Origin of the sequence: Marinobacter sp. G11, assembly GCF_021282325.1 — a bacterium.
GTDB lineage: Bacteria > Pseudomonadota > Gammaproteobacteria > Pseudomonadales > Oleiphilaceae > Marinobacter > Marinobacter vinifirmus.
The window spans coordinates 39,616-63,556 of sequence record NZ_JAJSPB010000013.1 but is presented as its reverse complement, the minus strand read 5'-3'; the positions used below and the strand labels follow the sequence as shown (position 1 = coordinate 63,556).

23 protein-coding genes are annotated in these 23,941 nt (G+C 61.3%); 15 read left to right on the top strand and 8 right to left on the bottom strand.

The window, feature by feature from the left end; genetic code table 11:
- Positions 1 to 102: 102 nt before the first annotated feature.
- The 3 genes from LWH94_RS10280 to LWH94_RS10270 all read left to right on the top strand — a co-directional run bounded on the left by LWH94_RS10280 (position 103) and on the right by LWH94_RS10270 (position 3,366).
- The gene (locus LWH94_RS10280; protein WP_232902153.1) at positions 103 to 1,461 is read left to right on the top strand and encodes a DUF1329 domain-containing protein; all 1,359 of its coding nucleotides are present in this window, start codon (positions 103 to 105) and stop codon (positions 1,459 to 1,461) included.
- Between the two features lie 22 nt (positions 1,462 to 1,483).
- Positions 1,484 to 2,932, top strand: coding sequence for a sigma-54 dependent transcriptional regulator (locus LWH94_RS10275; protein WP_232902152.1), 1,449 nt, complete (start codon positions 1,484 to 1,486; stop codon positions 2,930 to 2,932).
- A 92-nt stretch (positions 2,933 to 3,024) separates the two neighbouring features.
- A complete protein-coding gene (locus tag LWH94_RS10270) occupies positions 3,025 to 3,366 on the top strand; it encodes an Hpt domain-containing protein (protein WP_232902151.1) in 342 nt (113 codons plus the stop codon).
- Here the strand turns inward: LWH94_RS10270 and LWH94_RS10265 are convergent.
- Both LWH94_RS10265 and upp read right to left on the bottom strand, forming a co-directional pair.
- The gene (locus tag LWH94_RS10265) at positions 3,363 to 4,619 is read right to left on the bottom strand and encodes a uracil-xanthine permease family protein (RefSeq protein WP_232902150.1); all 1,257 of its coding nucleotides are present in this window, start codon (positions 4,617 to 4,619) and stop codon (positions 3,363 to 3,365) included. The genes LWH94_RS10270 and LWH94_RS10265 overlap by 4 nt on opposite strands.
- A gap of 2 nt (positions 4,620 to 4,621) precedes the next feature.
- A complete protein-coding gene (upp, locus tag LWH94_RS10260; protein WP_232902149.1) occupies positions 4,622 to 5,260 on the bottom strand; it encodes a uracil phosphoribosyltransferase in 639 nt (212 codons plus the stop codon).
- 146 nt (positions 5,261 to 5,406) lie between these two features.
- Between upp and LWH94_RS10255 the strand changes: the two genes are divergently transcribed.
- The 12 genes from LWH94_RS10255 to ccmI all read left to right on the top strand — a co-directional run bounded on the left by LWH94_RS10255 (position 5,407) and on the right by ccmI (position 16,931).
- The gene (locus LWH94_RS10255) at positions 5,407 to 6,225 is read left to right on the top strand and encodes a MinD/ParA family protein (protein ID WP_094625572.1); all 819 of its coding nucleotides are present in this window, start codon (positions 5,407 to 5,409) and stop codon (positions 6,223 to 6,225) included.
- A complete protein-coding gene (locus LWH94_RS10250) occupies positions 6,222 to 8,501 on the top strand; it encodes an ATPase, T2SS/T4P/T4SS family (RefSeq protein WP_232902148.1) in 2,280 nt (759 codons plus the stop codon). The genes LWH94_RS10255 and LWH94_RS10250 overlap by 4 nt, the downstream gene beginning before the upstream one ends.
- Positions 8,498 to 9,598 carry an ATP-binding protein gene (locus LWH94_RS10245; protein ID WP_232902147.1) on the top strand — a complete coding sequence of 367 codons (1,101 nt, stop codon included), beginning with the start codon at positions 8,498 to 8,500 and terminating at the stop codon, positions 9,596 to 9,598. Before LWH94_RS10250 ends, LWH94_RS10245 begins: the two co-directional genes overlap by 4 nt.
- Before the next feature lie 126 nt (positions 9,599 to 9,724).
- Positions 9,725 to 10,363 (top strand): cytochrome c biogenesis heme-transporting ATPase CcmA, encoded by a 639-nt coding sequence (ccmA, locus tag LWH94_RS10240; RefSeq protein WP_058340159.1) that lies wholly within the window; start codon positions 9,725 to 9,727, stop codon positions 10,361 to 10,363.
- Positions 10,353 to 11,078: a heme exporter protein CcmB gene (gene ccmB, locus LWH94_RS10235; protein ID WP_058340158.1), complete on the top strand. Its 726-nt coding sequence runs from the start codon at positions 10,353 to 10,355 to the stop codon at positions 11,076 to 11,078. The genes ccmA and ccmB overlap by 11 nt, the downstream gene beginning before the upstream one ends.
- Before the next feature lie 21 nt (positions 11,079 to 11,099).
- A complete protein-coding gene (gene ccmC / locus LWH94_RS10230; protein ID WP_022988752.1) occupies positions 11,100 to 11,843 on the top strand; it encodes a heme ABC transporter permease CcmC in 744 nt (247 codons plus the stop codon).
- A gap of 3 nt (positions 11,844 to 11,846) precedes the next feature.
- Positions 11,847 to 12,083 (top strand): heme exporter protein CcmD, encoded by a 237-nt coding sequence (gene ccmD / locus LWH94_RS10225; protein ID WP_022988753.1) that lies wholly within the window; start codon positions 11,847 to 11,849, stop codon positions 12,081 to 12,083.
- A 14-nt stretch (positions 12,084 to 12,097) separates the two neighbouring features.
- Positions 12,098 to 12,574: a cytochrome c maturation protein CcmE gene (gene ccmE, locus LWH94_RS10220; protein WP_022988754.1), complete on the top strand. Its 477-nt coding sequence runs from the start codon at positions 12,098 to 12,100 to the stop codon at positions 12,572 to 12,574.
- Between the two features lie 33 nt (positions 12,575 to 12,607).
- On the top strand, positions 12,608 to 14,608 hold the full coding sequence (locus LWH94_RS10215) for a heme lyase CcmF/NrfE family subunit (protein ID WP_232902146.1): 2,001 nt from the start codon (positions 12,608 to 12,610) through the stop codon (positions 14,606 to 14,608).
- A complete protein-coding gene (locus LWH94_RS10210; RefSeq protein WP_232902145.1) occupies positions 14,605 to 15,141 on the top strand; it encodes a DsbE family thiol:disulfide interchange protein in 537 nt (178 codons plus the stop codon). The genes LWH94_RS10215 and LWH94_RS10210 overlap by 4 nt, the downstream gene beginning before the upstream one ends.
- Positions 15,141 to 15,620, top strand: coding sequence for a cytochrome c-type biogenesis protein (locus tag LWH94_RS10205; RefSeq protein WP_199455832.1), 480 nt, complete (start codon positions 15,141 to 15,143; stop codon positions 15,618 to 15,620). The genes LWH94_RS10210 and LWH94_RS10205 overlap by 1 nt, the downstream gene beginning before the upstream one ends.
- 36 nt (positions 15,621 to 15,656) lie before the next feature.
- Positions 15,657 to 16,931: a c-type cytochrome biogenesis protein CcmI gene (ccmI, locus tag LWH94_RS10200; RefSeq protein WP_232902144.1), complete on the top strand. Its 1,275-nt coding sequence runs from the start codon at positions 15,657 to 15,659 to the stop codon at positions 16,929 to 16,931.
- Here ccmI and LWH94_RS10195 read toward each other — a convergent pair.
- From LWH94_RS10195 to LWH94_RS10170, 6 genes are read right to left on the bottom strand one after another with little or no spacing between them, the layout of a single operon-like run.
- On the bottom strand, positions 16,921 to 18,651 hold the full coding sequence (locus LWH94_RS10195; protein ID WP_232902143.1) for a BatD family protein: 1,731 nt from the start codon (positions 18,649 to 18,651) through the stop codon (positions 16,921 to 16,923). The two genes, ccmI and LWH94_RS10195, sit on opposite strands and share 11 nt — an antisense overlap.
- Complete coding sequence (locus tag LWH94_RS10190) at positions 18,645 to 20,507, bottom strand: vWA domain-containing protein (RefSeq protein WP_232902142.1); 1,863 nt, start codon at positions 20,505 to 20,507, stop codon at positions 18,645 to 18,647. The genes LWH94_RS10195 and LWH94_RS10190 overlap by 7 nt, the downstream gene beginning before the upstream one ends.
- On the bottom strand, positions 20,500 to 21,525 hold the full coding sequence (locus LWH94_RS10185; protein WP_232902141.1) for a vWA domain-containing protein: 1,026 nt from the start codon (positions 21,523 to 21,525) through the stop codon (positions 20,500 to 20,502). The genes LWH94_RS10190 and LWH94_RS10185 overlap by 8 nt, the downstream gene beginning before the upstream one ends.
- Positions 21,522 to 21,989, bottom strand: coding sequence for a DUF4381 domain-containing protein (locus tag LWH94_RS10180; protein ID WP_232902140.1), 468 nt, complete (start codon positions 21,987 to 21,989; stop codon positions 21,522 to 21,524). The genes LWH94_RS10185 and LWH94_RS10180 overlap by 4 nt, the downstream gene beginning before the upstream one ends.
- Complete coding sequence (locus LWH94_RS10175; RefSeq protein ID WP_232902139.1) at positions 21,986 to 22,921, bottom strand: DUF58 domain-containing protein; 936 nt, start codon at positions 22,919 to 22,921, stop codon at positions 21,986 to 21,988. Before LWH94_RS10175 ends, LWH94_RS10180 begins: the two co-directional genes overlap by 4 nt.
- Before the next feature lie 5 nt (positions 22,922 to 22,926).
- Positions 22,927 to 23,889, bottom strand: coding sequence for an AAA family ATPase (locus LWH94_RS10170; protein WP_036219357.1), 963 nt, complete (start codon positions 23,887 to 23,889; stop codon positions 22,927 to 22,929).
- Positions 23,890 to 23,941: the final 52 nt, after the last annotated feature.

The window sequence follows — 23,941 nt, the reverse complement described above, 5'->3', positions numbered from 1 at the left end:
AAACTACAAACCTTCACTTGAAACGGGCGTTTGAAACTGGCAAAAAGACCCGCAATTCGGGCGAAGGTCGATCGCCCGACCATTCAGAATGGAGGTTGAGGGATGCGAAACCAGTTGGTTGCGGCGGTTACCGCAGCAGTAATGGGGTTGTCCGGATCCGCTGTGGCAAAGGTTTCACCTGCCGAAGCAGAGCGGTTGAACAATGAGCTCACACCGGTCGGTGCCGAACGCGCCGGTAATGCCGAAGGCACTATTCCGGCCTGGAACGGCGGCCTGGCAACACCACCGGCAAACTGGCGAGAGGGAACCAAGGAGATTGATCCGTTCCCGGAAGACAAGCCGCTTTATACCGTTACTCGCGATAACATGGACCAGTACCGTGATGTGCTGTCGGATGGCCATATCCGGATGCTGGAACAGTACGGGCCGGAATTCTTTATGCCGGTTTACCAGACGCGCCGGACTGCAGCCTTCCCCGAGCATGTCTACGAAAAGTCTTTCGAGAATGCCTTGAGCGCAGAGCTGCTGGATAACGGCAACGGCGTGCGAAATACCATCATGACCAGTCCGTTCCCCATTCCCCAGAATGGGCTTGAGGCGATTTGGAATCACATCCTCCGTTATCGGGGTGAAGAGGTTTCGTTCCGCAGTGCCTCCGCCACGCCCCAGCGGGATGGCGCCTACAACGAAGTGGTTAACCAGTACGATTACTACTTTGCCTACAGCCAGATTGGCGCCGAGCTGGCAGATATCGACAACAAGATCTTCTACCTGAAAACCGAGACCATCGCGCCCAGCACCCTGGCCGGCACCATCACACTGGTGCACGAAACTTTGGACCAGGTCCGTTCACCGAGGCTGGCATGGCGGTATGATTCCGGTTCACGGCGTTTGCGCCGGTCACCGAACCTGGCCTACGAGACAGATCTGCCCAACTCCTCGTCGCTGCGTTCCGTTGACCAGAAAGACATGTACAACGGTGCCCCTAACCAGTACGACTGGGAGCTGAAAGGCAAGCGGGAACTGCTGGTGCCGTACAATGCGTACAAGCTGCATGACGACAACATTCGCCCCTCGGATGTGATTCGCCCGAACCACATCAACCAGGAGCTGACCCGCTACGAGTTGCACCGGGTCTGGGTAGTGGAAGCCAAGCGCCGCGTTGGTATTGGCCATATCTACGATCGCAGGGTGTTCTACATTGATGAAGATAGCTGGCAAATCATGGCCTCTGAAGAGTACAACGAAGAGGGTGAGCTGTGGCGCGTGTCGGAAGCCCACAACATCAGCTACTACAGTGTGCCGGTGTTCTGGACCACCATGGAAATGACCTACGACCTCAAAGCGCAGCGTTATTACATTGATGGCCTGGATAACGGTTACCCGGCCTACGATTTCGATCCGGGCTTCCGGGGTAATGAATTTACCGCCTCGGCGGCACGGCGGGCAGCACGACGCTGATACCTGACAGAGACACCGGTTAATGCCCAACAACAATAAAGTACTGGTAGTGAGTGAAGATCCCGGCCTGCGCCGGGATCTTGTTACTATCCTGGAGTTTCTGGGTGAAGGCCCGGTGGCTGCTGACGACCTGTCAGTGGCAGCGCAATTGCAGGATGGGGAGGGTCAGCCGGAGGGTTTCTCCGTGGCCGTGCTGGCAGGTGACGGCCAGGCCGTGCAGAATAGCCTTCAGGAGCTTGCCCGCATCGCCCCGGCTTTGCCGGTGTTGCTGGCCGGCGGGCCTGAGGCTGCCGACCTGCCCAGAGATCTCGCCAGCCGCATTATCGCCCGCCTTGAATGGCCCCTGAATTACGCCAAGTTTGTCGATTCCCTGCACCGGGCCCAGGTGTACCGTTCCCAGTTTGACCAGGGCAATGGCCGCGGGCACCAGCGGGGTGTCCAGCTGTTTCGCAGCCTGGTGGGCACCAGCCGTCGCATACAGCAGGTGCGGGATCTGATGGAGCAGGTCGCCGACCGGGACGTCAGCGTGCTGATCACCGGAGAGTCCGGAACCGGCAAGGAGGTGGTTGCCCGCAACCTGCACTACCATTCCGACCGTCGCGACCAGCCCTTCGTGCCGGTAAACTGCAGCGCCATACCGGCGGAGCTGCTTGAAGGCGAGCTGTTTGGCTATGAACAGGGAGCCTTTCCCGGTGCCATCACCGAGCGGGCCGGACGCTGTGAACTGGCCAACGGCGGAACCTTGTTCCTGGATGATGTCAGCGAGCTGCCCCTGAACACCCAGGTGAAGGTGCTTAGGCTGGTGCAGGATGGCAACTTCGAACGCATCGGCAGTAACCGCTCCCGGCCTACCAACGTGCGGATTATTGCGGCGGCAGACAAGAATCTCGAGCAGCTGATCGAAGCCGGCCGCTTCCGTGAAGACCTCTACTACCGGCTGAATGTTTTTCCCATCGATATGCCCGCCCTGCGTGATCGGGTCGAAGATATTCCCCTGCTGATCAACGAACTGATCTCCCGCATGGAAAAGGAAAAGCGCGGCTCCCTGCGGCTGAACTCGGCTGCCATCATGAGCCTGTGCCGGCATGACTGGCCGGGCAACGTGCGGGAGCTGGCCAACCTGGTGGAGCGGTTGGCCATCATGTACCCCTACGGCGTGATTGGTGTTCAGGAGCTGCCCCGGAAATTCCGCTACCTGGATGACCACGACGAACACCAGGCTCCGGAAGATCAGGGCTTGCCCTCTGCCGTTCCCGGCCTGGTGGGGCTGGACGGGCCGGTACTGCTGCCGGTTAACGGCATTGACCTTAAGGACTACCTGGCCAATCTCGAGAAGCAACTGATCGAGCAGGCCCTCCACGAAACCGGGGGCGTGGTGGCACGGGCTGCAGAGAAATTGCGTATCCGCCGAACCACACTGGTAGAGAAGGTGCGCAAGTACGGCCTGCGGGAAGAAACCCCGTCCTCCTGACGCTGAAGCGCCCCGAGTTTGCCTGCGGGGCTTTGATTCCGGCGGCCTTTCTGAGAAAGTATCGGGATATGCGCACGACAGGGAGTTGACCGATGAACGACAAACCGCATCTTGATGAAGAGGCGCTGGCTGAACTGAAGGATGTCATGGAAAAAGAGTTTGATGTCCTGATCCAGACCTATCTGGCCGACTCCAGGAGCCGCATCGAAAGCCTTGAGCAGGCGCTGTCAGAGAATAATCCGGACGTTTTTGCCAAGACCGCCCACAGCTTCAAGGGCAGCAGCATCAATATTGGTGCGCCCCGGCTGGGGCAGGCGTGCTTTGAAGCGGAGAAGCTGGGTAAGGCCGGAGCACTGGAACAGGCTCCGGCCGTACTGGAGCAGATTTACACGGAGTTTCGGGAGGTGCAGCAGCGCCTCGAGAACTTCGGTTAATCGTTTTTGCTTTCGTAGATCTTGCGGCCCCAGGCTTCTTTCTCGCCTGGCAGGACCAGGTTCAGGATAATCGCCACCACGGCACACAGGGCGATCCCTTCCAGCTGCCCCAGCACCATGTTGCCAATACCGAACACCAGGGTAACACCGACGATCACCAGGTTACGTGACTGAGACAAGTCCACCTGGTGGCGGATCAGGGTATTCAGGCCCACCACGGCAATCGAACCAAACAGCAGGCACAGGATGCCGCCCATCACGGGCACCGGAATGGTCTGCAGCGCGGCACCAAACTTGCCCACAAAGGCCAGTACAATGGCAACAACGGCCGCCCACCACATTACTTTCGGGTTGAAGTTGCGGGTCAGCATCACTGCGCCCGTCACTTCCGAGTATGTGGTGTTGGGTGGCCCGCCCAGCATAGACGCGGCGCTGGTGGCCAGGCCATCGCCCAGCAGGGTGCGGTGCAGGCCGGGCTTTTCCAGGTAGTTCTTGCGGGTAACGTTGCCAATGGCCAGTACATCGCCAATGTGCTCAATGGCCGGGGCGATGGCCACCGGAATCATGAACAGGATGGCGCCCCAGCTGAACGCGGGTGCGACGAAATTCGGCACCGAGAACCAGGCCGCCTGCTCGATGGCGGTGGTGTCGACAATGCCGGCAAACCAGGACAGCACATAGCCCACAATCACGCCGAACATGATCGGCACCAACCGGAAAATACCTTTCGCCCAGACTGACATCACAACCGTGACGGACAGTGAGATCATGGCAATCCAGATGGCCGTATCGTAGGGCACCAGCTCTGCGGCACCATCGCCCGTGCGGCCAGAGGCCATGTGCACGGCCAGGGGCGCCAGGCCAAGACCGATGGTCATGATGACCGGCGCAATGACCACCGGCGGCAGCAGGCGGGTAACAAACCCGGTGCCCCGCAGTCGAACCGCGCCGGACAGGATAATGTACAGGATACCTGCCGCCATCAGGCCGCCGAGGGTTTCTTCCAGCCCGAACCGGCCCTTGGCCGCAATGATCGGTGCGATAAACGCAAAGGAAGATGCCAGGAAGATCGGAATCTGGCCCCCGGTCACTACGTGAAAGATCAGGGTGCCGATGCCGGCCGTGAACAGGGCTACGTTCGGATCCAGCCCGGTAATCAGTGGCATCAGCACCAGCGCGCCGAAGGCTACCAGCAGCATCTGGGAGCCGGCCAGCGCCTGCTTCCAGACCGGGTCGTTGTTGTGGTCCTGCATACTCAGACGTCCTTCTGCTTGGTGCCGAAGATCTTGTCACCGGCATCGCCCAGGCCTGGCAGGATGTAGCCTTTCTCGTTCAGGCGGTCGTCCACCGAAGCGGTGTAGATGGAAACGTCCGGATGCTTCTCCAGCACTTTTTCCACGCCTTCCGGGGCCGCCACCAGGACCAGGGCGCGGATTTCGGTGCTTCCGGCTTTCTTGAGCAGGTCGATGGTGGAAATCATCGAGCCGCCGGTCGCCAGCATCGGGTCGATGATCAGCGCCATACGCTGGTCCAGCTCACCCACCAGTTTTTCCAGGTAGGTTTCCGCTTCCAGGGTAGTTTCGTTACGGATCTGGCCAACCACGCTTACCCTTGCTACCGGAATCAGGCTCAGCACGCCGTCCAGCATGCCCAGGCCTGCCCGCAGAATCGGCACGATGGTAATCTTCTTTCCGTGAATCTGCTCAACGGTGACCGGGCCTGCCCAGCCATCAATGGTCTTCTCCTGCAGGCTGAAATCCTTGGTTGCCTCGTAGGTCAACAGGGCGCCAACTTCCTGGGCCAGTTCACGAAAATTCTTGGTGCTGATGTCTGCCCGGCGCATCAGGCCAAGTTTGTGCTGGATCAGGGGGTGCTTTACTTCGTGGATTGGCATTTGTGGTCACCTGTGTGTTCGGATAATCTGGCGTGGATTTGCTTGAAATAAATGGCGCAAGGATACCGTATCTTTAGCTCCGAGTCAGGCACTCAGAGGGCCATGAACAGGCCGCGCAGCAAGTTTTTCAGAGAACCATAACAATCATGAATAAACCCCGTCCGGTTCAGGTAATTGCCGTGTCCAGCGGCAAGGGTGGAGTAGGGAAAAGCAATATAGCCGTTAACCTTGGTATTGCACTGGCCGAACGGGGCCGTCGTGTGCTGGTGCTCGACGCCGGCCTGGGGTTGGGTAACCTGGATGTGCTGCTGGGCCTGACGGTCCACTATAACCTTCAGCACGTGCTGGATGGCCAGTGCGCCCTGGAAGACATTCTGGTAGATGGCCCCGGTGGTATCCGGGTGGCACCGTCTGCGTCCGGCAGCCTGGCGATGACCCGCCTGACTGCGGCCCAGCACGCAGGGCTCATCCACGCCTTCAGTGATCTGGGCGACCAGACCGACGTATTGATCATCGATACCTCAGCCGGTGTATCCGACTCTGTATTGGCGTTTTTGCGGGCCGCCCAGGAGATTCTGCTGGTATTGTGTGACGAACCCACTTCCATTGCCGATGCCTACGCCCTGATCCGCATGATGCACCGCGATTACGGCACCAGCCGCTTCCGGGTGCTGGCCAACCAGGTGCGCAACGACAGGGAGGGCACCCAACTGTTTGAAAAACTGACCAGAGTCACCGGTCGTTTCCTGGATGCGGGGCTACACTACAGTGGAGCCATTCCCAGTGACGACGCCGTGCGCAAGGCCGTGCAGCGGCAAAAGGCGTTTATGGAAGCCTACCCCAAGGCGAGGGCGTCCCTCGCCATGCGGGCACTGGCAGAAAAAGTCGAAAACTGGCCTTTACCCTCTGCTCCCGGGGGGCATCTTGAGTTTTTTGTGGAGCGTCTGGTTGGAGCCGTTGAATGAAACAACTGTATTCCCGTGCCCATGAGGCCCTGCTGGCGGTATCCCGCCAGGATTTTGTTTCCGGTGCGGATCTCGCGCCATCCATTACCGGCCATTCCATTCCCCGGGAAGAAACCGTCCGCCACCTGCTGGGGCTGATACCCGAAATCGACAGCCACCAGGTTGTTATGCACGTGGGTGGGGGTTCCGGCTATCTGACGGCCGTGCTGGCGCGGCTGGCCCGCCGGGTGATCTACGTCGACAAGAACCCGGTGCTGGCGGAAAAAGCCCGTGAACGGTTCTTCCAGTGCAGCCTGCATAATGTGGACGTCATGCAGGTGTCTGCCGATGCCGGTATCAAGGTCGATGAACTCTGCGACCTGGTGCTGTGCACAACGTTTATCAAAGATCCGGCACTTCTGTTGCCCTGCGTGAAGCGGGATGGCCATATCCTTTGCCTGGAGGGGCGCGCCGGCCCGGTGCCCAGCCTAGCCATATTCCGGAACACGGGTGGCCAGCTGGAGCGGGTTCGCACCCTTGGCTGGGTCGACTTCAACCGGAACTCCGAGCAGATCCTGATCGACCTGGGGCTGGTCAGCGATTCGGTGCTGGCCCAGGCCAGAATCGAAGCCGCCACCGGCAACGACCGGGTTCTGGATGTGGTGCGCCGCAAGCTGAACCTGGAAGAAATCGACCTGTACCGGTCGGTGGCCCAGCAGCGGGGCATGAAATTCACCGACGGTGACGAGGTGCTGAACAGCCTGAACGCGGAATTGTTCCGGCGCTTCTCCCGCACCTTCCTGGATTTGTCCCGGCTGATTCCGGTATCGGAGGAAGACAGTACCCTGACCGTTGTCACTGATGACCCGGACGCCCGTACAGACCAGCTGGAGCGGCTGACGCCCAGGCACCGTATTGTCTGCATGCTGGTTACCCCGACGGATTTCCGGCGCATCTGGTCGGCCCTGGATCTGACCGTCAAGGGCAGCCGCTTTGTCGCGGAGCAGGGCACGAATACCGGAGTAAAGCCGTCGGAAACCGGGGCCAGCAAGGATTTGTTGGGCAAGGATAACTCCAGGAGCATCAGCCCGTACCTGGTGTCGGTCTACGAGGCCATCCTGCTGGATGCCGTCAGCGAGAAGGCCAGTGACATCCACATCGAGCAGTACGAGAACCGGGTGCGCATCCGCCTGCGGGTAGATGGCGACCTGCACGACTTGCCCCAGTACCAGCTCTCGGCCCGGGAAATCCGGGGCGTTATCAACGTTATCAAGCTGAGGGCGGAGCTGAACATCGCCGAGCACCGGCTGCCCCAGGGCGGCCGTTCCCGGCTGCAGCTGGGTAATACTTCCTACGACCTTCGGATCCAGACCCAGCCCTCGCTGCACGGCGAGAACGCCGTTATCCGCCTGCTGCCACAAACCGGTCGGGCCATGACCATTGCCGAGCTGGGTATGTCGCCGGCGATCGGCGCCCGCTATGAGCGCTTGCTGGATAACCCCGCTGGCCTGGTGCTGGTGGTGGGGCCGACCGGCTCCGGTAAGTCCACCACGCTTTATGCCGGTTTGCAGACGCTGGCGGACGATGGCCGGCGCAAGGTGATTACGGTGGAAGATCCCATCGAGTACTCCATCGACAACATCCAGCAAACCCGGGTGCGTACCGAAATCGGTTTCAGTTTTGCGGACGCCATGCGGGCTTTCGTCCGGGAAGACCCGGACGTGATCCTGGTGGGCGAAATCCGGGACCAGGAAACCGCCCTGGAAGCCATCCGGGCCTCCCAGACCGGCCACGTGGTGCTTTCAACCCTGCACTGTAACGATGCGGTGGATTCCCTGCAGCGTCTGTACGACCTGGGTATTCACCCCAACTCCATTGCCGGCGAATTGCTGGCAGTGATTGCCCAGCGACTGGCCAAGCGTATCTGCAAGCATTGTCGCAAACCGGCCGGGGCGGATCCGGCGATTCTGGCCGAGGTCTTCCCGAACGGGGCACCTGCAGATTTCCGCTGTTTCGAAGGGGAGGGCTGCGACAAGTGCAACGGACGGGGCACCCACGGCCGGGTGGCCATCGTTGAATATATGGAAGTGGATTCGGACATCCGGAACGCCATTTCCAGCCAGCCGCCGATCGGTGAGTTGCGTTGGCGGGCGCTGGATGCCGGACTGATTACCATGCGCGACAGTGCGCTGGACCATGTGATTGAAGGCTTGATCCCGCTGTCTGAATTGCCGCGTATCCTGCCCAGGGAGCGCATGGCACCGGAAGTCCGTGGTGGTCGAAGGAGTAACGGATGAACAGCACCAAAACAACGGTAAAAGCGGCCCAGCGGGAGCCAGCGGAAGTCATCTACCGGGAAGAGCTCGACAAGCTGGTCGCTATGGATCAGGGGCCGGTGCCGCCGGGCTGGAAGATGTCGCCCCGGGCAGTGGAGAAGTTCCTGGTGGGCGACGAAAAACTCGGTATCGAGCGCAAGTTCGTGGCAGACCGGGCCATGGTCACCCGTATTATCATTTCCCTGTGTACCAACCGGGGCTGTCTGTTGGTAGGTGAGCCAGGTACCGCTAAGTCCTGGTTGTCAGAGCTGCTGTGTACTGCCATCTCGGGCAATTCGACCCTCACGTTACAAGGCGGCGCCATCAGCCAGGTCAGCCAGTTGTTGTACAGCTGGAACGACGCACTGTTGCACAGCGAAGGCCCTACGCGCCGGGCCCTGGTACCCACGCCCCTGTTGCGGGGCATGATGGAAGGCCGGCTGGTGCGGTTCGAGGAAATCGCCCGCTGCCCCCAGGCCCTGCAGGATGCCATGCTGTCTGTGCTGTCAGACCGGGTAGTGGTTATTCCCGAGCTGGGCGAAGACGGGGTGATTCTCGCCCAGGAAGGTTTCAACCTGGTGGCCACCTCCAACAGCGTGGATGAAGGGGTGCACCAGATGAGTGCCGCCCTCAAGCGCCGGATGGACTTCGAGGAAATCCGCCCCATCCGCCTGCTTGCCGATGAAATGGACGTGGTGCTGCGGGAAGTGCGCAAGGCCAACCAGCGCGCCGGCATAGAGGTAGCGCTGGATGAAAAGGTGGTGGAAGTCCTGGTAACCCTGTTCCATGAACTCCGTAATGGCCAGACCCTGGACGGCCGAAGTACCGACCGGCTGGCCGGTGCGGCGCTGTCGACGGCCGAGGCGGTTTCCGTGGCCCATGCGGCGAGCCTCAATGCCTGGTATTACGGTGGCGGCACCATGACCATCGAACACCTGGTGCACCACATCATCGGTTCGGCCCTGAAAGACCAGCCGGATGACCGCCGGCGCCTGAAGCATTACTTCGAAACTGCGGTCGCCCCGCGCAAGGGTGATCACTGGCAGCAGGTTTGGGCACTGCGCACCCTGATTCAATAAGTTAGGCTTGCTGAGTACATCGGTATTTGACGTCACGCATGGGTAATCCGGTGTCGCATTCGTTATAATGCGCACTCATTCACCGGATGCCTGCGTGGCGTCCTTCGCTCTGCAGACGGGGCCCCGATGTCCGAGCCGTTATTACAGGCTGTAAATCTCGAATGTGAGCGCGACGAGCGCCTGTTGTTCCAGAATCTCAGTTTCTCGGTAATGCCGGGTACCGTTACCCGTATTGAAGGCCCCAACGGCACCGGCAAAACCACCCTGCTCAGAATCCTTGCCGGTTTGAACGACGCCTGGTCAGGTGAATTGCTCTGGTGTGGCGAACCCCGGGCCTGGCACCGTGAATCCTTCCTGCGCAACATGCTGTACCTTGGGCACCGCCCCGGCATCAAACCCCTGCTCACTCCCATGGAAAACCTTCGGGCCCTGATGGCTGGCCGCCGCACCGTCAGCGACGACATATTGTCGCAGGCACTGGCGGGAACAGGACTGGCGGGCTTCGAGAATGTACCCTGTCGCAACCTGTCCGCCGGCCAGCAGCGCCGGGTGGCACTGGCGCGCCTGTTGATTGCAGACGAACCCTTGTGGCTGCTGGATGAAGTGTTCACGGCGATTGATGCGGATGGCGTCAAAGCCATTGAAGAATTATTGCAGCAGCGGGCTGCAGAAGGCGGTGCGGTGCTGGTGACGACCCACCACGACCTGCAGTTGCCCGGAATGAAGCGCATTACACTGGGGGGAGGGCAGAGTGATGAATGCTGAATCCCGGCCGGCGTTGAAACCGGTAGAGAGTGCCATCGGCCCAGTGCAGGCCATGGCGGCGGTCTTCATGCGGGATGTCCGGGTGGCCTTCCGGCAGCGCCAGGATCTGCTCAACCCGCTGCTGTTCTTTATTATGGTGGTAACCCTCTTTCCGTTAGGGGTTAGCCCTGAAGTGGCATTTCTCAAGCAGTCCGGTGCCGGTATTCTCTGGGTAGCGGCCTTGTTGTCGGTGCTTCTGTCGCTGGACCACCTGTTCCGGCACGACTTTGATGATGGCACCCTGGAGCAATTGATATTACAGCCACAGCCCCTGTTCCTGCTGATCCTGGCCAAGACACTGGCCCACTGGATACTCACCGGCCTGCCGCTGGTACTGCTTACGCCAGTGTTGGGAATAATGGTGCACCTGGACGGGAACTCTGTGGCAATTCTGTGTCTAACGCTGCTGATCGGTACCCCGGTACTGAGCCTGATTGGTGCCATCGGCGCGGCGTTGACACTGGGGTTACGGTCTGCCGGTGTGCTCTTGTCACTGCTGATCATTCCGCTGTACATTCCCGTGCTTATTTTCGGTACCGGGACCGTGGCGGCAGCAGCCGAGGGCGCGCCCGTGGCCGGTTATCTCGCATTGATGGGGGCATTCCTGGTACTGGCGCTGACTCTGGCGCCATTTGCAGCCGCCGCCGCGCTGCGAATCAGCATGTCTAACAGTTAAAAGAAAGACGGTGACCAACTGATGTGGCAATGGTTTCACAAATTGGGTTCCCCCAAGTGGTTTTACGGCATCGCTAACCGCTTGATGCCCTGGTTGCTGGCCGGCGGGCTGATCGTGCTGCTGGCCGGACTGGTGTGGGGGCTGGCGTTTGCACCGAAAGATTACCTGCAGGGCAACAGCTACCGGATCATCTTCATCCATGTGCCGGCAGCGTTCCTGGCCCAGTCAATCTACATAATGATGGCGGTTGCTGCCGTGGTCACCCTGGTCTGGCGCATGAAACTGGCGGACGTGTTTGTCAAAGCCATCGCGCCGGTGGGGCTGGTGCTCACTTTCCTGTCACTGTTCACCGGAGCCGTGTGGGGTAAGCCCACCTGGGGCACCTGGTGGGTGTGGGACGCTCGCCTGACCTCCATGCTCATTCTCCTGTTCCTGTACGGGGGCGCCATCGCGCTGGACCGTGCCATCAACGACGAGAAATCTGCCGCCCGCGCCGTGGCTGTGCTGGTACTGGTGGGGGTAGTAAATATCCCTATCATCAAATATTCGGTGGACTGGTGGAATACACTGCATCAGCCGGCCACCTTCAAGTTGACTGAAAAGCCCTCCATGCCGATGGAAATGTGGGTGCCGTTGCTGCTTTCAGTGCTTGGCCTGTACCTGTTGTTTGGCTGGCTGGCCTGTCTGCGAATGAAAACCGAGATCCTGTTGCGGGAGCAGCGTACCCGCTGGGTCAGAGAACTTGTTCTGGCGGGAAGGAAATAACCAATGGCATTCGATTCGTTCTCCGCATTTATTGCCATGGAAGGGCACGGCCCCTATGTGTGGGCGTGCTACGCCGTATTTGTTGTGTTGCTGGGCGGGCTGATGATCTGGTCTGCACGCCGCAACCGTGCCGTATACGATTCCTGCAGACGCAGGCTAGAACAGCAGCAGGGAAGCAAAGACAGCGCCCGCCCGAAAGCGGCGGCCACTTTCACCCGAGTTGAAGTTTCCCAGGACTGAACAGCAGGTAACCCATGCATCCGATCCGCAAAAAAAGACTGACCATTCTTGCCTTCCTGGTTGCCGGCATTGCGCTGGCGGTGGGCCTGACGACCTATGCACTGCGCCAGAACATCAACCTGTTCTACGACCCGACAGAAATCTCTGCCGGCAATGCCCCGGTTGATGTACGCATCCGTGCCGGCGGCATGGTGGAAGAAGGCAGTGTGATACGTGATACCGAAAGCCTGAAGGTGAACTTCCGGGTGACGGATTATGCCGCGTCTGTGCCGGTACAGTACGTAGGCATCCTGCCGGACCTGTTCGCAGAAGGGCAGGGCGTGGTGGCCATGGGTCGACTGAACGAAGAAGGCCTGTTTGTGGCAGACCAGGTTCTGGCCAAGCACGATGAAAACTATATGCCGCCGGAAGTAGCCGATGCCCTGGAGAAATCATCCAAGGGCCTGAACAAGGCGAACGCAGAGAAAGCTGCAGAAAGCGCGGCTTACTGAGCCCCGAATCATGACTGACCTTGGAGATTTCTGATGTATCCGGAACTCGGACAGCTTGCACTGATACTCGCGCTGTTGCTCTCGGTGCTTCTTGCCGTCGTCCCGTTGGCCGGTGCGCTCACCGGGCGTGACAGTCTGCAGGCGTTTGCCCGGCCCCTGGCGTCGGGCATGTTTGTGTTTACCGGCCTGGCCTTTGCCATCCTGACCCACGCCTTCCTGGTAGACGATTTCTCCGTGGCCTACGTGGCCAACAACAGCAACAGCATGCTGCCCTGGTACTACAAGTTCAGTGCCGTGTGGGGTGGCCATGAAGGCTCACTGCTGTTGTGGATCCTGATGCTCACCGGCTGGACCCTGGCAGTGGCCATCTTCAGCCGCAGGTTGCCATCGACCATGGTGTCCCAGGTGCTGGCGGTTATGGGCATGGTCTGTGTCGGCTTCTTCCTGTTTATCATCGTTACCTCAAACCCCTTTGACCGCTTGCTGCCGAACGTACCGGCGGATGGCCAGGACCTGAACCCGCTTCTGCAGGACATCGGCCTGATCATGCACCCGCCCATGCTGTACATGGGCTATGTGGGCTTCTCGGTGGCCTTTGCTTTCGCTATTGCCGCCCTGATCAACGGTCGTCTGGACGCGGCCTGGGCCCGCTGGTCCCGGCCCTGGACAACCGTTGCCTGGTCGTTCCTGACCATCGGTATTGCCCTGGGCAGCTGGTGGGCTTACTACGAACTTGGCTGGGGCGGCTGGTGGTTCTGGGACCCGGTTGAAAACGCCTCCTTGCTGCCGTGGTTGTCCGGTACGGCCCTGATGCACTCGCTGGCGGTGACGGAAAAACGTGGCGTGTTCAAGAGCTGGACGGTACTGCTGGCCATCGTGACTTTCGCCCTGAGCCTGCTGGGTACCTTCCTGGTGCGCTCCGGCGTTCTCACCTCGGTTCACGCCTTCGCTTCTGATCCGGAGCGGGGCAGCTTCCTGCTCATGCTGCTGGGTATCACTGTAGTAGGCAGCCTGCTGCTCTACGCGTTCAGGGCACCGGTGGTGCACGTGCGTTCCCGTTACGGCTCCCTGTCCCGTGAGATCTTCCTGCTCCTGAACAATGTGCTGCTGGTATCCGCCACGCTGCTGGTGGCCATCGGTACCCTGTATCCGCTGGTCCTGGACTACCTGGATGCCGGCAAGCTGTCCATCGGCGAGCCGTTCTTTAATACCACCTTCAGCCCGCTGGCCGTGGCCACCGGCCTGTTGCTGGGTGCCGGTATCTTCTCCCGCTGGAAGAAAACCGACGGCGGAATGCTGGCCCGTAAACTGTTGTGGCCGCTGGCGATCAGCCTGGTGGCGACGGCTGCGGTGATGGTCAACTACGGCAGCTTTGCGCCCTGGGCCTTTGCCGGTGTGTTCACTGCCATCTGGATTGCCGTGGCTACCCTGTGGGACCTGTGGGACAAGTCTGCTTCCCGCCAGGGCCGATTGCATGGCCTCAAACGCCAGTCCCGCAGTTATTGGGGCATGGTGCTGGGGCACCTTGGTGTGGCCATGGTGATGGCCGGTGCCACTGTGGTGTCCAATTACGGTGTCGAGCGGGATGTCCGCATGACTCCGGGCGATTCCGCCATGGTGGGCGATTACGAAATCGTGTTCACCGACATCGGTGAGCGGCAGGGCGCCAACTTCACCGCCCAGTACGGCAGCTTTAATGTGTTCCTGGATGGCAAGCTGGTTACCGACCTGCACCCGGAGAAGCGTAACTACCCGGTGGGTATGAGCGTGATGACCGAGGCGGATATTGATGCCGGCCTGTTCCGGGATGTATTTGTGGCCATTGGCGAGCGGATTTCAGACGACGCCTGGGCCATCCGCCTGCAGTACAAGCCGCTGGTACGCTGGTTGTGGCTGGGTTCCCTGGTGATGGCCATCGGCGGCTTCCTGGCCATTGCCGACAAGCGTTACCGCATTCGTGTAAAAGCTGAGGAAAAACAGAAGGCCCAGGCTGGCAACACGGCTCCCGGAAAGCCGGCGGAGGCGTCGTCATGAGGCGCCTGCTGCTGTTTGTTCCGTTGCTGATTGCGGTGGGTATCGGGGTCTTCCTGTTTGCCGGTATCGGCAAGGATCCCACCAAGCTGGAATCGGCCCGTATCGGCAAACCGGTACCGGAATTCCAGCTGCAGGACCTGCACGACCCGGAACATATGCTGGATACCTCGGTTTTCCAGGGGCAGGTGTCCCTGCTGAATGTCTGGGCCGAGTGGTGTCCGTCCTGCTGGGACGAGCATGAATACCTGATGCACTTGTCAAAAGAGCAGGGTGTACGGATCGTCGGGCTTAACTATAAGGACCAGCGTGAAACTGCGTTCAGCTTCCTGGGCCGGCTGGGCAATCCCTACGACACCATCATCTTCGACCCTCAGGGCACGCTCGGCTTTGACCTCGGCGTGTATGGCGCACCGGAAACCTACGTGATCGACGCCGATGGCGTGGTGCTTTACCGCCACGTGGGTGTGGTGAACGAGCGGGTCTGGCAGGAAGTCCTGCTGCCCGTGTTCAATCAGGCAAAGGGAAATAGCTGATGCGTTTTTATCCGCTACTGTTGGCCATACTGTTTGTGGTTTCACCGCTCCGGGCCGAGGTGATGGAGGTCTACGACTTCGATACCCGGGCTGAAGAGCAGCGTTACCAGAACCTGATTGCCGAGCTGCGCTGCCCCAAGTGCCAGAACCAGAATATCGCTGATTCCAATGCTCCCATATCCAAGGATATGCGGGACGAGGTGTACCGGATGATGCAGGGCGGCGCTTCCAACGATGAAATCGTCGGCGCCCTGGTGGACCGTTTTGGCGAGTTTGTGCAGTACAAACCGCCGGTCGACAAGCGCACGATTTTCCTCTGGGCCTTCCCGGCCATTGCCGTGATTGGCGGCTTGCTGATTGTGGCTGGCGTGGTAATGCGCTCGCGCAAACAGGGCCAGCAGGAAACGGCACTCAGCCCCGAAGAAAAAGCCAGGGTCGAACAGATGCTGGCCGATAAGGATCAGCCATCCGAGCGCTGATCCGCGTAACACATCCCCAACTGCGACGAAGACTCCATGACTGAAACATTCTGGATTGCCGCGACGGTATTCATTCTCATCGCCCTGGCATTTGTGTTGTACCCGGTGTTCTTTCACCGCCCCAAGGCGCGGATGGATGCAGACCTCAGAAACCAGAACCTGCTGGCCTACAAGTCCCGCCTGAAAGAGCTGGATGATGAACATGAAGCCGGCATCCTGGATGCGGAAGGCTACCAGCAACTGAAAGAAGAGCTGGCGGGCGCCATGCTTGACGACGTTCCGGAAAACGAACAGCCACGCCAGCGGCTGGCAGGCCGGCGCAGCGCCATGGCTGTTGCCTTGCTGGCCGTGCTCCTGCTGCCCGCCGGTGCCTACCTGGGCTACCAGGAATGGGGCGCTATGGACCGGGTAGAGCAGTTCATCACCATGCAGGAAATGGGTGCTTCCGGTAACGATGACCAGACCGCGCGCATGTCCGCACTGGCAGACCAGCTGCGGGACCGCCTCGAGCAGGATCCGGAGAACGCCGACGGCTGGGCCATGCTGGGCCAGACCTACATGCGTACCGAACGTTACGAGGATGCGGCCGAAGCCTTCCAGCGCCTGGCTGCAATTACCGAGCAGGATCGCAATGCCAGCTCAGTGGCCTGGGGCCTGTCAGCCCAGGCATTGTACTTCCAGAGTGAAGGGCAGATGACGCCGGGTGTGATGGCGGCCATCGAGTCAGCCCGCGCCCTGAACCCGAACGAAGTGAACTCGCTGGGCCTGCTGGGCATCAATGCCTTCAGCCAGCAGAACTACCGTGAAGCTATCGAGTACTGGGAAACCATTGTTGAGGTAACGCCGGACCATCCGCAGATTGCCTCTATTCGCGGTGGCATTGCCGAAGCCTACAACCGCCTGGGCGAAACACCTCCGGCTGCGCAGGCTCCGGAGCCTGCGGCACCGTCTGCCGGTGTGGCCCTGAGAATTTCCCTGGATGATGCGTTCAAGGACAGCGTGCCAGGTGACACCACCCTGTTTGTCTTTGCCCGCGCAAAGGGCACATCAGGTGGGGCGCCGGTGGCTGTCGCCCGCATGACTGCAGGTGTTCTGCCGGTAGATATCCGCCTGGATGACAGCTACGCCATGTCGCCGGAGGCCACCATTTCCTCCGCAGAAGAGGTGGTGATTGTTGCCCGCCTGAGCCGCAGCGGCAGCATCAACCCGCAAGCCGGTGACTGGCAGGGCCAGGTGGAAGCGGAAGTGCTGCCACCGGAGGCTGGTGGCGAGCCGGTTGAACTGGTGATAAGCCAGGAACTTATCGACTGACCGGATTCAGCGGAGGCAGTCCGTAGCGGCTGTCTTCGCTTTGCGCCTTCCGCTTTCTCAACCTTTCCAATGCTTTCTCCAACCCCTGTCGTGCCTCATTCGAAACCGCCTGCTGGTGTTGCGAGAACAGCTGTGCCTGCAGTTGCTCCAGATGGCCGGCCAGTTCCGGGTCATCACCGAACCTGACTACATCGCTGACCGTCGCAAAGCGCTGCTCCGGGAAACGTAACCTGGCCCAGTGCAGAAGCTGGCCGGTGGTGTCTGCGGAACCGTTTTTAGCCGCACGAATCAGCTGCTCATAGGCGTGTTTTTCGGTGGCGTCTTCCAGCGGCCCGGATGATAGCGCGCCGCCGGACGGTTTTCGGGACAACCACCACAGCACCAGGGTAGCCAGCCAGAGCAATCCCAGTACCAGCGAAAGCCAAAGCCAGAATGAGCCCGTGCGGTCTGCCGGGGGCAGGTCATCTGCGGTGACCGGATGAGTGGCGGGCGGTGTCTCCGGGGCTCTGTTATCCGGCACCGGCGCAGCGGCGACCGCGCTGTTGCCGGTGATGGTGTAGCGACGCTCGGGCAAGATCGCCTGCTCCAGTTGGTCGGTCTCTGTGTTCCACCAGGGGATGCGGATGGCGGGCAACACCACATTGCCGGCCTGGACCGGCACCAGCGCCGCTTCCTGCTGCAGGGTGGAGCGAAGGCCGTCGACGGTGGTTTCGGTATTTCTCAGGGGGCTTTCCGGGTAGCTGCGTATGGCCGCCGGGGTTTCCTGCGGCAGTGGCGGCAGGGCTTCTGCCGGTAAGCCATCGGCATGTAGGGTTATTTTCCGGGTCAGGTTGGCTCCGGCGTTCAGTTCCCCTGCTGGCGGCAGGCCGTCTTCAGCCAGTGCCAGGCTGCGAGCCGGCAGCCAGGGTTGGTCTGCCGGGTAGGCATCCGGCACCGGTTTTACCGGGACATCATAAAGCTGCTGTTGATCCCGCAGGAACTTCAGCTGGCCGTTGGCGTCCCGTGCCTGGCCTTCGAAGCGGATCGGGGCCAGGCTCAGCTGGCCCGGCTGCTGGGGAAAGATGGCATAGCGTCGCTCAACCACCCGGTAACGGACGCCATCCCGGTAACGGGTGAATTCGCGCTGCTTGCCCAGGGATTCGATGATGGCATCGGGGTGCTCCGGCTCCGACAATTCGCCCCGTATGAGGTTGCCCGAGAAAAACAGCTGTATGGTCAGTACCAGCTGTTCCTGCACATAGACTTCGGCTTTGTCGGCCGACAGTTCGATAAAACTGTCGCGGGCGCCGGCTTCTTGGCTCGGCGCTGTGCCGGTCACCACGTCAATCTCTACCGGTTCGGAGGTGGCATCCTTGAAGGTCAGCTCCGGAATGGTCAGTTTGCCGGTTCGGGTGGGTGCCAGTTGGTAGGTCCAGGTGATCTCCCCGGTCATATCGCCGTTGACGGTCTGCACACTGTAACGCTGGTTCCGGGCCAGGATTTCGAAATCCGGCTCTACCTTTTCAATGTCGGGGGAAGGCAGGTCAGACAGGTCAAAGTTGAACAGGTTGCTCAGGTTCAGGTCGATTTCCATGGAGCCGCGCACGGTCAGGGTTAATACTTCGCCTTCGTAAAGCTGCGTGCGGTCCGGCTCGACCGACAGCTCACTGGCCTGGGCCGGGTGCAGGGCGGCAAGCTGTATCAGTAACAGAAAAACGGGTAGAAGAATGCGTTTTACCATGATGTATCGCCCTCGTCGGGTTGCGTCTGGCGCTGCTGGTACTGCTGCAGGAACTTGCGCTGCAACAGCCCGCCGGGGTTGTCAGGAATACGCCGTAGCCACTGCTCCTGGCCCTGGTCCAGCGGTTGTTCGGAAATTTCGGCCGGAGCTTCTACAGCCTGCCCGTTGTCGGCCGGCTCATGGTCTGACGGCTGGCCTTGCCCGGATTGCTGCATGTCTTCGCCAGCCTGTGGCTCGGCGTCTTGGCCGCTCTGTCCGGAATCCTGTGTGTCGCCGGGTTGTTCGGATTCCTGCTGGCTGTCTTGCTGGCCTTGCTGCTGACTTTCCTGCTCACCCTGACTGCCTTGATCGCCTTGATCGCTTTGATCGCCCGGGTTCTGCTGATTGTCCTCGCCGGATTGTGAATCCTCACCCTGCTGCTGGTTGTTCTCCGACTGCTGGTCGCCGGAATCGCCTTGTTGCTGATCTTGCTCCTGCTGCTGTTGCTGGTCGAGCAACTGCTGAACCAGGTCCCGGTTAAAGCGGGCGTCTTCGAAGTCGGGGTTCTGCGCCAGGGCCTGCTGGTAGGCGTCCAGTGCCTGTTCAAGCTCGCCGGCCCGGGCCAGGGCATTGCCCCGGTTGTAGTGGCCGGTGGCCGTGGGTGTTTCGGTAAAGGCCCGGGCGGCCTCTTCGTGGCGGCCGCTGCGGTACAGGGCCGAGCCTTTCCAGTCCGGCTGCTGCAGAACCTCTGCCGCGCGCTCCGCGTCCTGCTCGATCAGTTCCCGCCCGCGCTGGTCGTCCCGCTGCCACAGGCCACCCCAGTCCAGTGCCATGGCCGGGCGGGGTGTCAGGGTCAGAGGTACAAGGCTCAGGGCCAGTACCGCAAAGGCACCCCGGCGCCAGCCCAGCAATAGCAGGGGCAGCGCCAGCCAGAGCAGCCAGTAGCCGTCGTCTTGCCAGCGATTGATGGTCAGTCCGGCATCGGTTTCCGACCAATCCTCTTCCGCTCCCGGTTCCAGCGCAAGGGCACGGATATCCGCGTCACCAAGGGTCAGTTCGTGGCTGTCACCGCCGTTGTCCCGGGCCAGTCTCTCCATGGCATCGGGGTCGGCCCTGGCGATAACAATCTCGCCGTTACTGCGCAGGAAGCCCCGCTTGGCCAGGGGAATCGGTCCACCTTCCGGCGTGCCCACAACCAGTGTGCTCAGGGCGTAGCCGGTGCCGGCCAGGTGATTACTGATGGCGCTGTGATAACTTCGGGGCACATCATCGGATATCAGCAATATCCGCCCGCGGCCCGGTGCGCCCTGCTGCAGCAGATCCACCGCCTGGCCAATGGCCAGGTCTGCCCGGTTACCCTGTGCCGGCATGATGGCGGGGTCCAGAACTCCGAGCATGGCTTCGATAGTGTGGAAGTCTTCGGTCAATGGCGTAACGGTGTGGGCATCACCGGAGTACACCAGCAGGGCGGTCAGGCCGCCGCGCCGTTGCGCCAGCAGGTCCCGAACCTTGCGCTTGGCCAGGGTCAGCCGGTCCGGTTCGGCATCGGTGGCCAGCATGGACAGCGACAGGTCCAGCACAATCACCAGGCTGTCTTCCGGTTGTTTGAGCGGGGTAGGGGCCTGGCGCCAGCTCGGGCCAGCCAGGCTGATGGCCAGGACCAGCAGGGCGATGTTCAGTGGCAGCAGCGGCGAACGGCTGGCACCGCCCGGGGCACCTTGCCCCGGTTTGTTTAACAGTGGTTTCAGCAGTGGCTGGGGAATGTAACGGCTCCAGCCGGAATCGGCCTGGCGCAGCTTGTGCCTTGCCAGGTATAACGCCGGCAGTGCCAGCAACAGTAATAACCAGAGGGGCCTCAGGAAGTGAAAATCAGCCATGGTGCACCTCCCCGGATTCATTGCGGCGGGCCCGGCTGGCCAGTAACCGCAGTGCTGACAACAGCAGCCACAGGGCAACCGCTGTGCCCGCCGGCCACACGTAGAGTTCGGTAACCGGGCGATAGAACTGGCCTTCCTGCTCAATGGGCTCCAGCTGGTCGATGCTGTCGTAGATCATTTCCAGCTCCGGCAGGCTGCGGGCCCGGAAATACCGGCCGCCGGTCTGTTCCGCCATGCGGGTGAGCAGGGCTTCGTCCAGGTCCCGGGACGGGTTCACCCGCCGTGAGCCCAGCAGCCCCCGCTGGATCATGGAATCGGCGCCGATACCGATGGTGTACAGCCGCACACCTGCGGCCGCGGCAATCTCGGTGGCTTTGTCCGGGCTCACTTCACCGGCGGTGTTGGCGCCGTCAGTCAGCAGGATGGCTACCCGCTGCTCCTGGGGTCGATCCCGCAGGCGTTTCACTGCAAGGCCCACGGCATCGCCAATTGCCGTTGCCCGGCCGGCCATGCCCAGGCCGGCTTCCAGCAGCAGGGTTCTTACGGTTTCCCGGTCAAAGGTCAGGGGTGCCTGCACGTAGGGCTGGGTGCCGAACAGGATCAGCCCCAGGCGGTCACCCTCCCGGCGGTCGATAAACTGGTCCAGCACCCGCTTGACCGCTTGCAGGCGGTTGATGCTGCGGCCCTGAATAACCATGTCGCGCTCATCCATACTGGGCGATATATCCACCAGCAGCATCAGGTCACGGCCGCTGACCGGCATCTGCACCTGCTCGCCCACATGCTGGGGCCGGGCGATGGCGAGCACCAGGCACAGCCAGGCCAGAAGAAGCAGCAACTGGCGCCAGCGCGGTGTCCGGCGCCCCTGGGTGCTGACGCCGGGCATGCCCGACAACCAGTGGCCAACCGGGATGACCGGTGCATCTACCGGTTCACCCTTGCCATAACGTTTGCCGGCCAGGAACAGCAGCGGCAACAGGGCGAGTAACAGCAGCCAGGGATAGGCCAGGGAAATCATAGCTGGGCCTCCAGCCAGAACCGGGCAAAGTCGAGTGCCTGGCCCGGGTCCAGGTTGGTGTTCGGGCGCCAGGGTGCTTGCACCAGCGCTTCAGCCACCGGCCTTGAGGCAATGCGTTCGGAAGGCGAGGTTTCCAGCAGGAATTCGGCCCAGCCCTGGCCGGTGAGGGTTTCCGGATGCCGGTCCGGATAGGCCTGCCGGGCTACCCGCTTGAGCAGCCGGTTAAGTTCACTGAACCATTCGTTGCACTGGCGCGGGTTAGCGGCCAGTTGCACCAGTTCCTCGCGAGCCTGGCGTTTCCACAGGTTCTGGTTGCTGCGCCGGCGCAGCAGCCAGAACGCGACTGCGGCCAGAACCAGAACGACCACCGCCAGAATCCACCAGCCCGGCGCCGGCGGCCACCAGCCACCGGTTTCCGGCAGGTGAATATCGCGCAATTGGGCTAACGGATCTTGCGGGTTCATCCGATCCGCCCTCCCGGGCCTAAAAGCTGGCGCAGGGCGGCTGCCGGCTCTTCGCTGGTCATGATGGTGGCCGCCTGCACACCGGAGGTGCGAAAACAGTCTTCCAGCAGCCGTTCATGGGTCACAACCTTTTCCTGCCAGGCCTTTTTAAACGCGGGATTGGAAGCATCAAACCAGATCGGTCCTTCCGGCCCGGCCACCGCAAACTGGCCGCTGTCCGGCAGCTGTTTCTCCAGCGGATCCATAATGCGCAGGGCGCTGACGGTATTATGGCGGCCCAGGGCGCCGAGCAGGCTGGTGGTGTTATCGCTGATGTTCATGAAGTCGCTGATGATGAAAATCCGGCTGCCGGTATGGGCCACCCGTCGGGCTTCGGCCAGCGCTGTGTCCAGCCCGTGGTCGGGGGCTGAAGGCCGGGGTGGCACGTCCGGCTTGTGTTGGTGGCTGGCCAGGGTATCCAGCAGGCGCAGTACGGATTTCTTGCGCCGGGCCGGGCGCAGCACCTCCAGCTCCTGGTCATTAAATACCAGGCCACCCACCTGGTCGCCGGCCCACAGGGCCAGCCAGGCCAGCAGCGCGGTAACCTGGGCGCAGCGCACCTGTTTGTAGGCCCCGGTGCTGGCGAAGAACAGGGTCGGGCCCAGGTCGGCAATCAGCAGCACCGGCCGCTCCCGCTCTTCTTCGTAGAGTTTGGTGTGGGGTGACTGGCGCCGCGCCGTTACCCGCCAGTCAATGCTGCGGATATCGTCGCCGGGCTGGTATTGCCGTACTTCGGCAAAGGTCATGCCGCGACCACGCTGGCGAGACTGGCGCAAGCCGGCCTGGCGCGAACGCACCGGGCGGGCAGAAGGCAGCTTCAGGGCCCTGGCGTCGGCTTGCAGCCGAACCAGTTCCGGCAGGGTGATATGGGTTGCTGCGTTGCTCTGCGCCATGGTGTTCAGGCGGTTACCGGTACGCGGTCGATTAGCCTTTGCAGAACCGTGTCTGCGGTCATGCCTTCGGCCTCGGCCTCGAAGGTCAGCAGGATGCGGTGGCGCAGCACGTCAAAGGCCATGGTGCGGATGTCGTCCGGGGTTACGTAGTCCCGGCCATCTAGCCAGGCCAGGGCCCGGGCGCAGCGGTCCAGGGCAATGGTGCCCCGGGGGCTGGCGCCGAAAGCTGTCCAGCGGGCCAGTTCCGGATCCAGGCTGGCGGCATCCCGGGTGGCCAGGATCAGGGCCAGCAAATACTGCTCCACCGGCTCCGCCATGTAGATGTCGGATACCGCCTGCCGGGCCTCCATAACCTGTTGCTCTGTAAGACGAATGTCTACCTGTGGTATTCCCTGACGGTAGTCGCTACGGGCAAGGTGCAGAATCTGACGCTCAGCATCGGCATCCGGGTAATCGATCACCACATGCATCAGGAAACGGTCGAGCTGGGCTTCGGGCAGGGGGTAAGTGCCTTCCTGCTCGATGGGGTTCTGGGTGGCCATCACCATGAACAGCTTTGGCAGCGGGAAGGTTTGCATGCCGACACTGATCTGGCGTTCGCCCATGGCTTCAAGCAGGGCAGACTGCACCTTCGCCGGGGCCCGGTTGATTTCATCGGCCAGCACAAGGTTGTGGAAGATGGGGCCGCGCTGGAATTCGAACAGGCCGGTTTCGGCCCGGTAGATCTCGCTGCCGGTAACATCGGACGGCAGAAGGTCCGGGGTGAACTGGATGCGGTGGAAATCCCCTTCCAGGTGATCGGCCAGGGCTTTTACCGCGGTGGTCTTGGCCAGGCCGGGTGCCCCTTCTACCAGAAGGTGGCCATCGGCCAGCAGGGCGATCAGTAGTCTGTCTACCAGCTTGTCCTGACCGATGATGCGTTTTGCCAACTGTGTTCTGAGATTACCGAACGTTTGCTGTAACGACATGGAATTCACTGCTCTCGGTTTTGAAGGTCCGGCGGCGCGGGTGTTTGCGCCC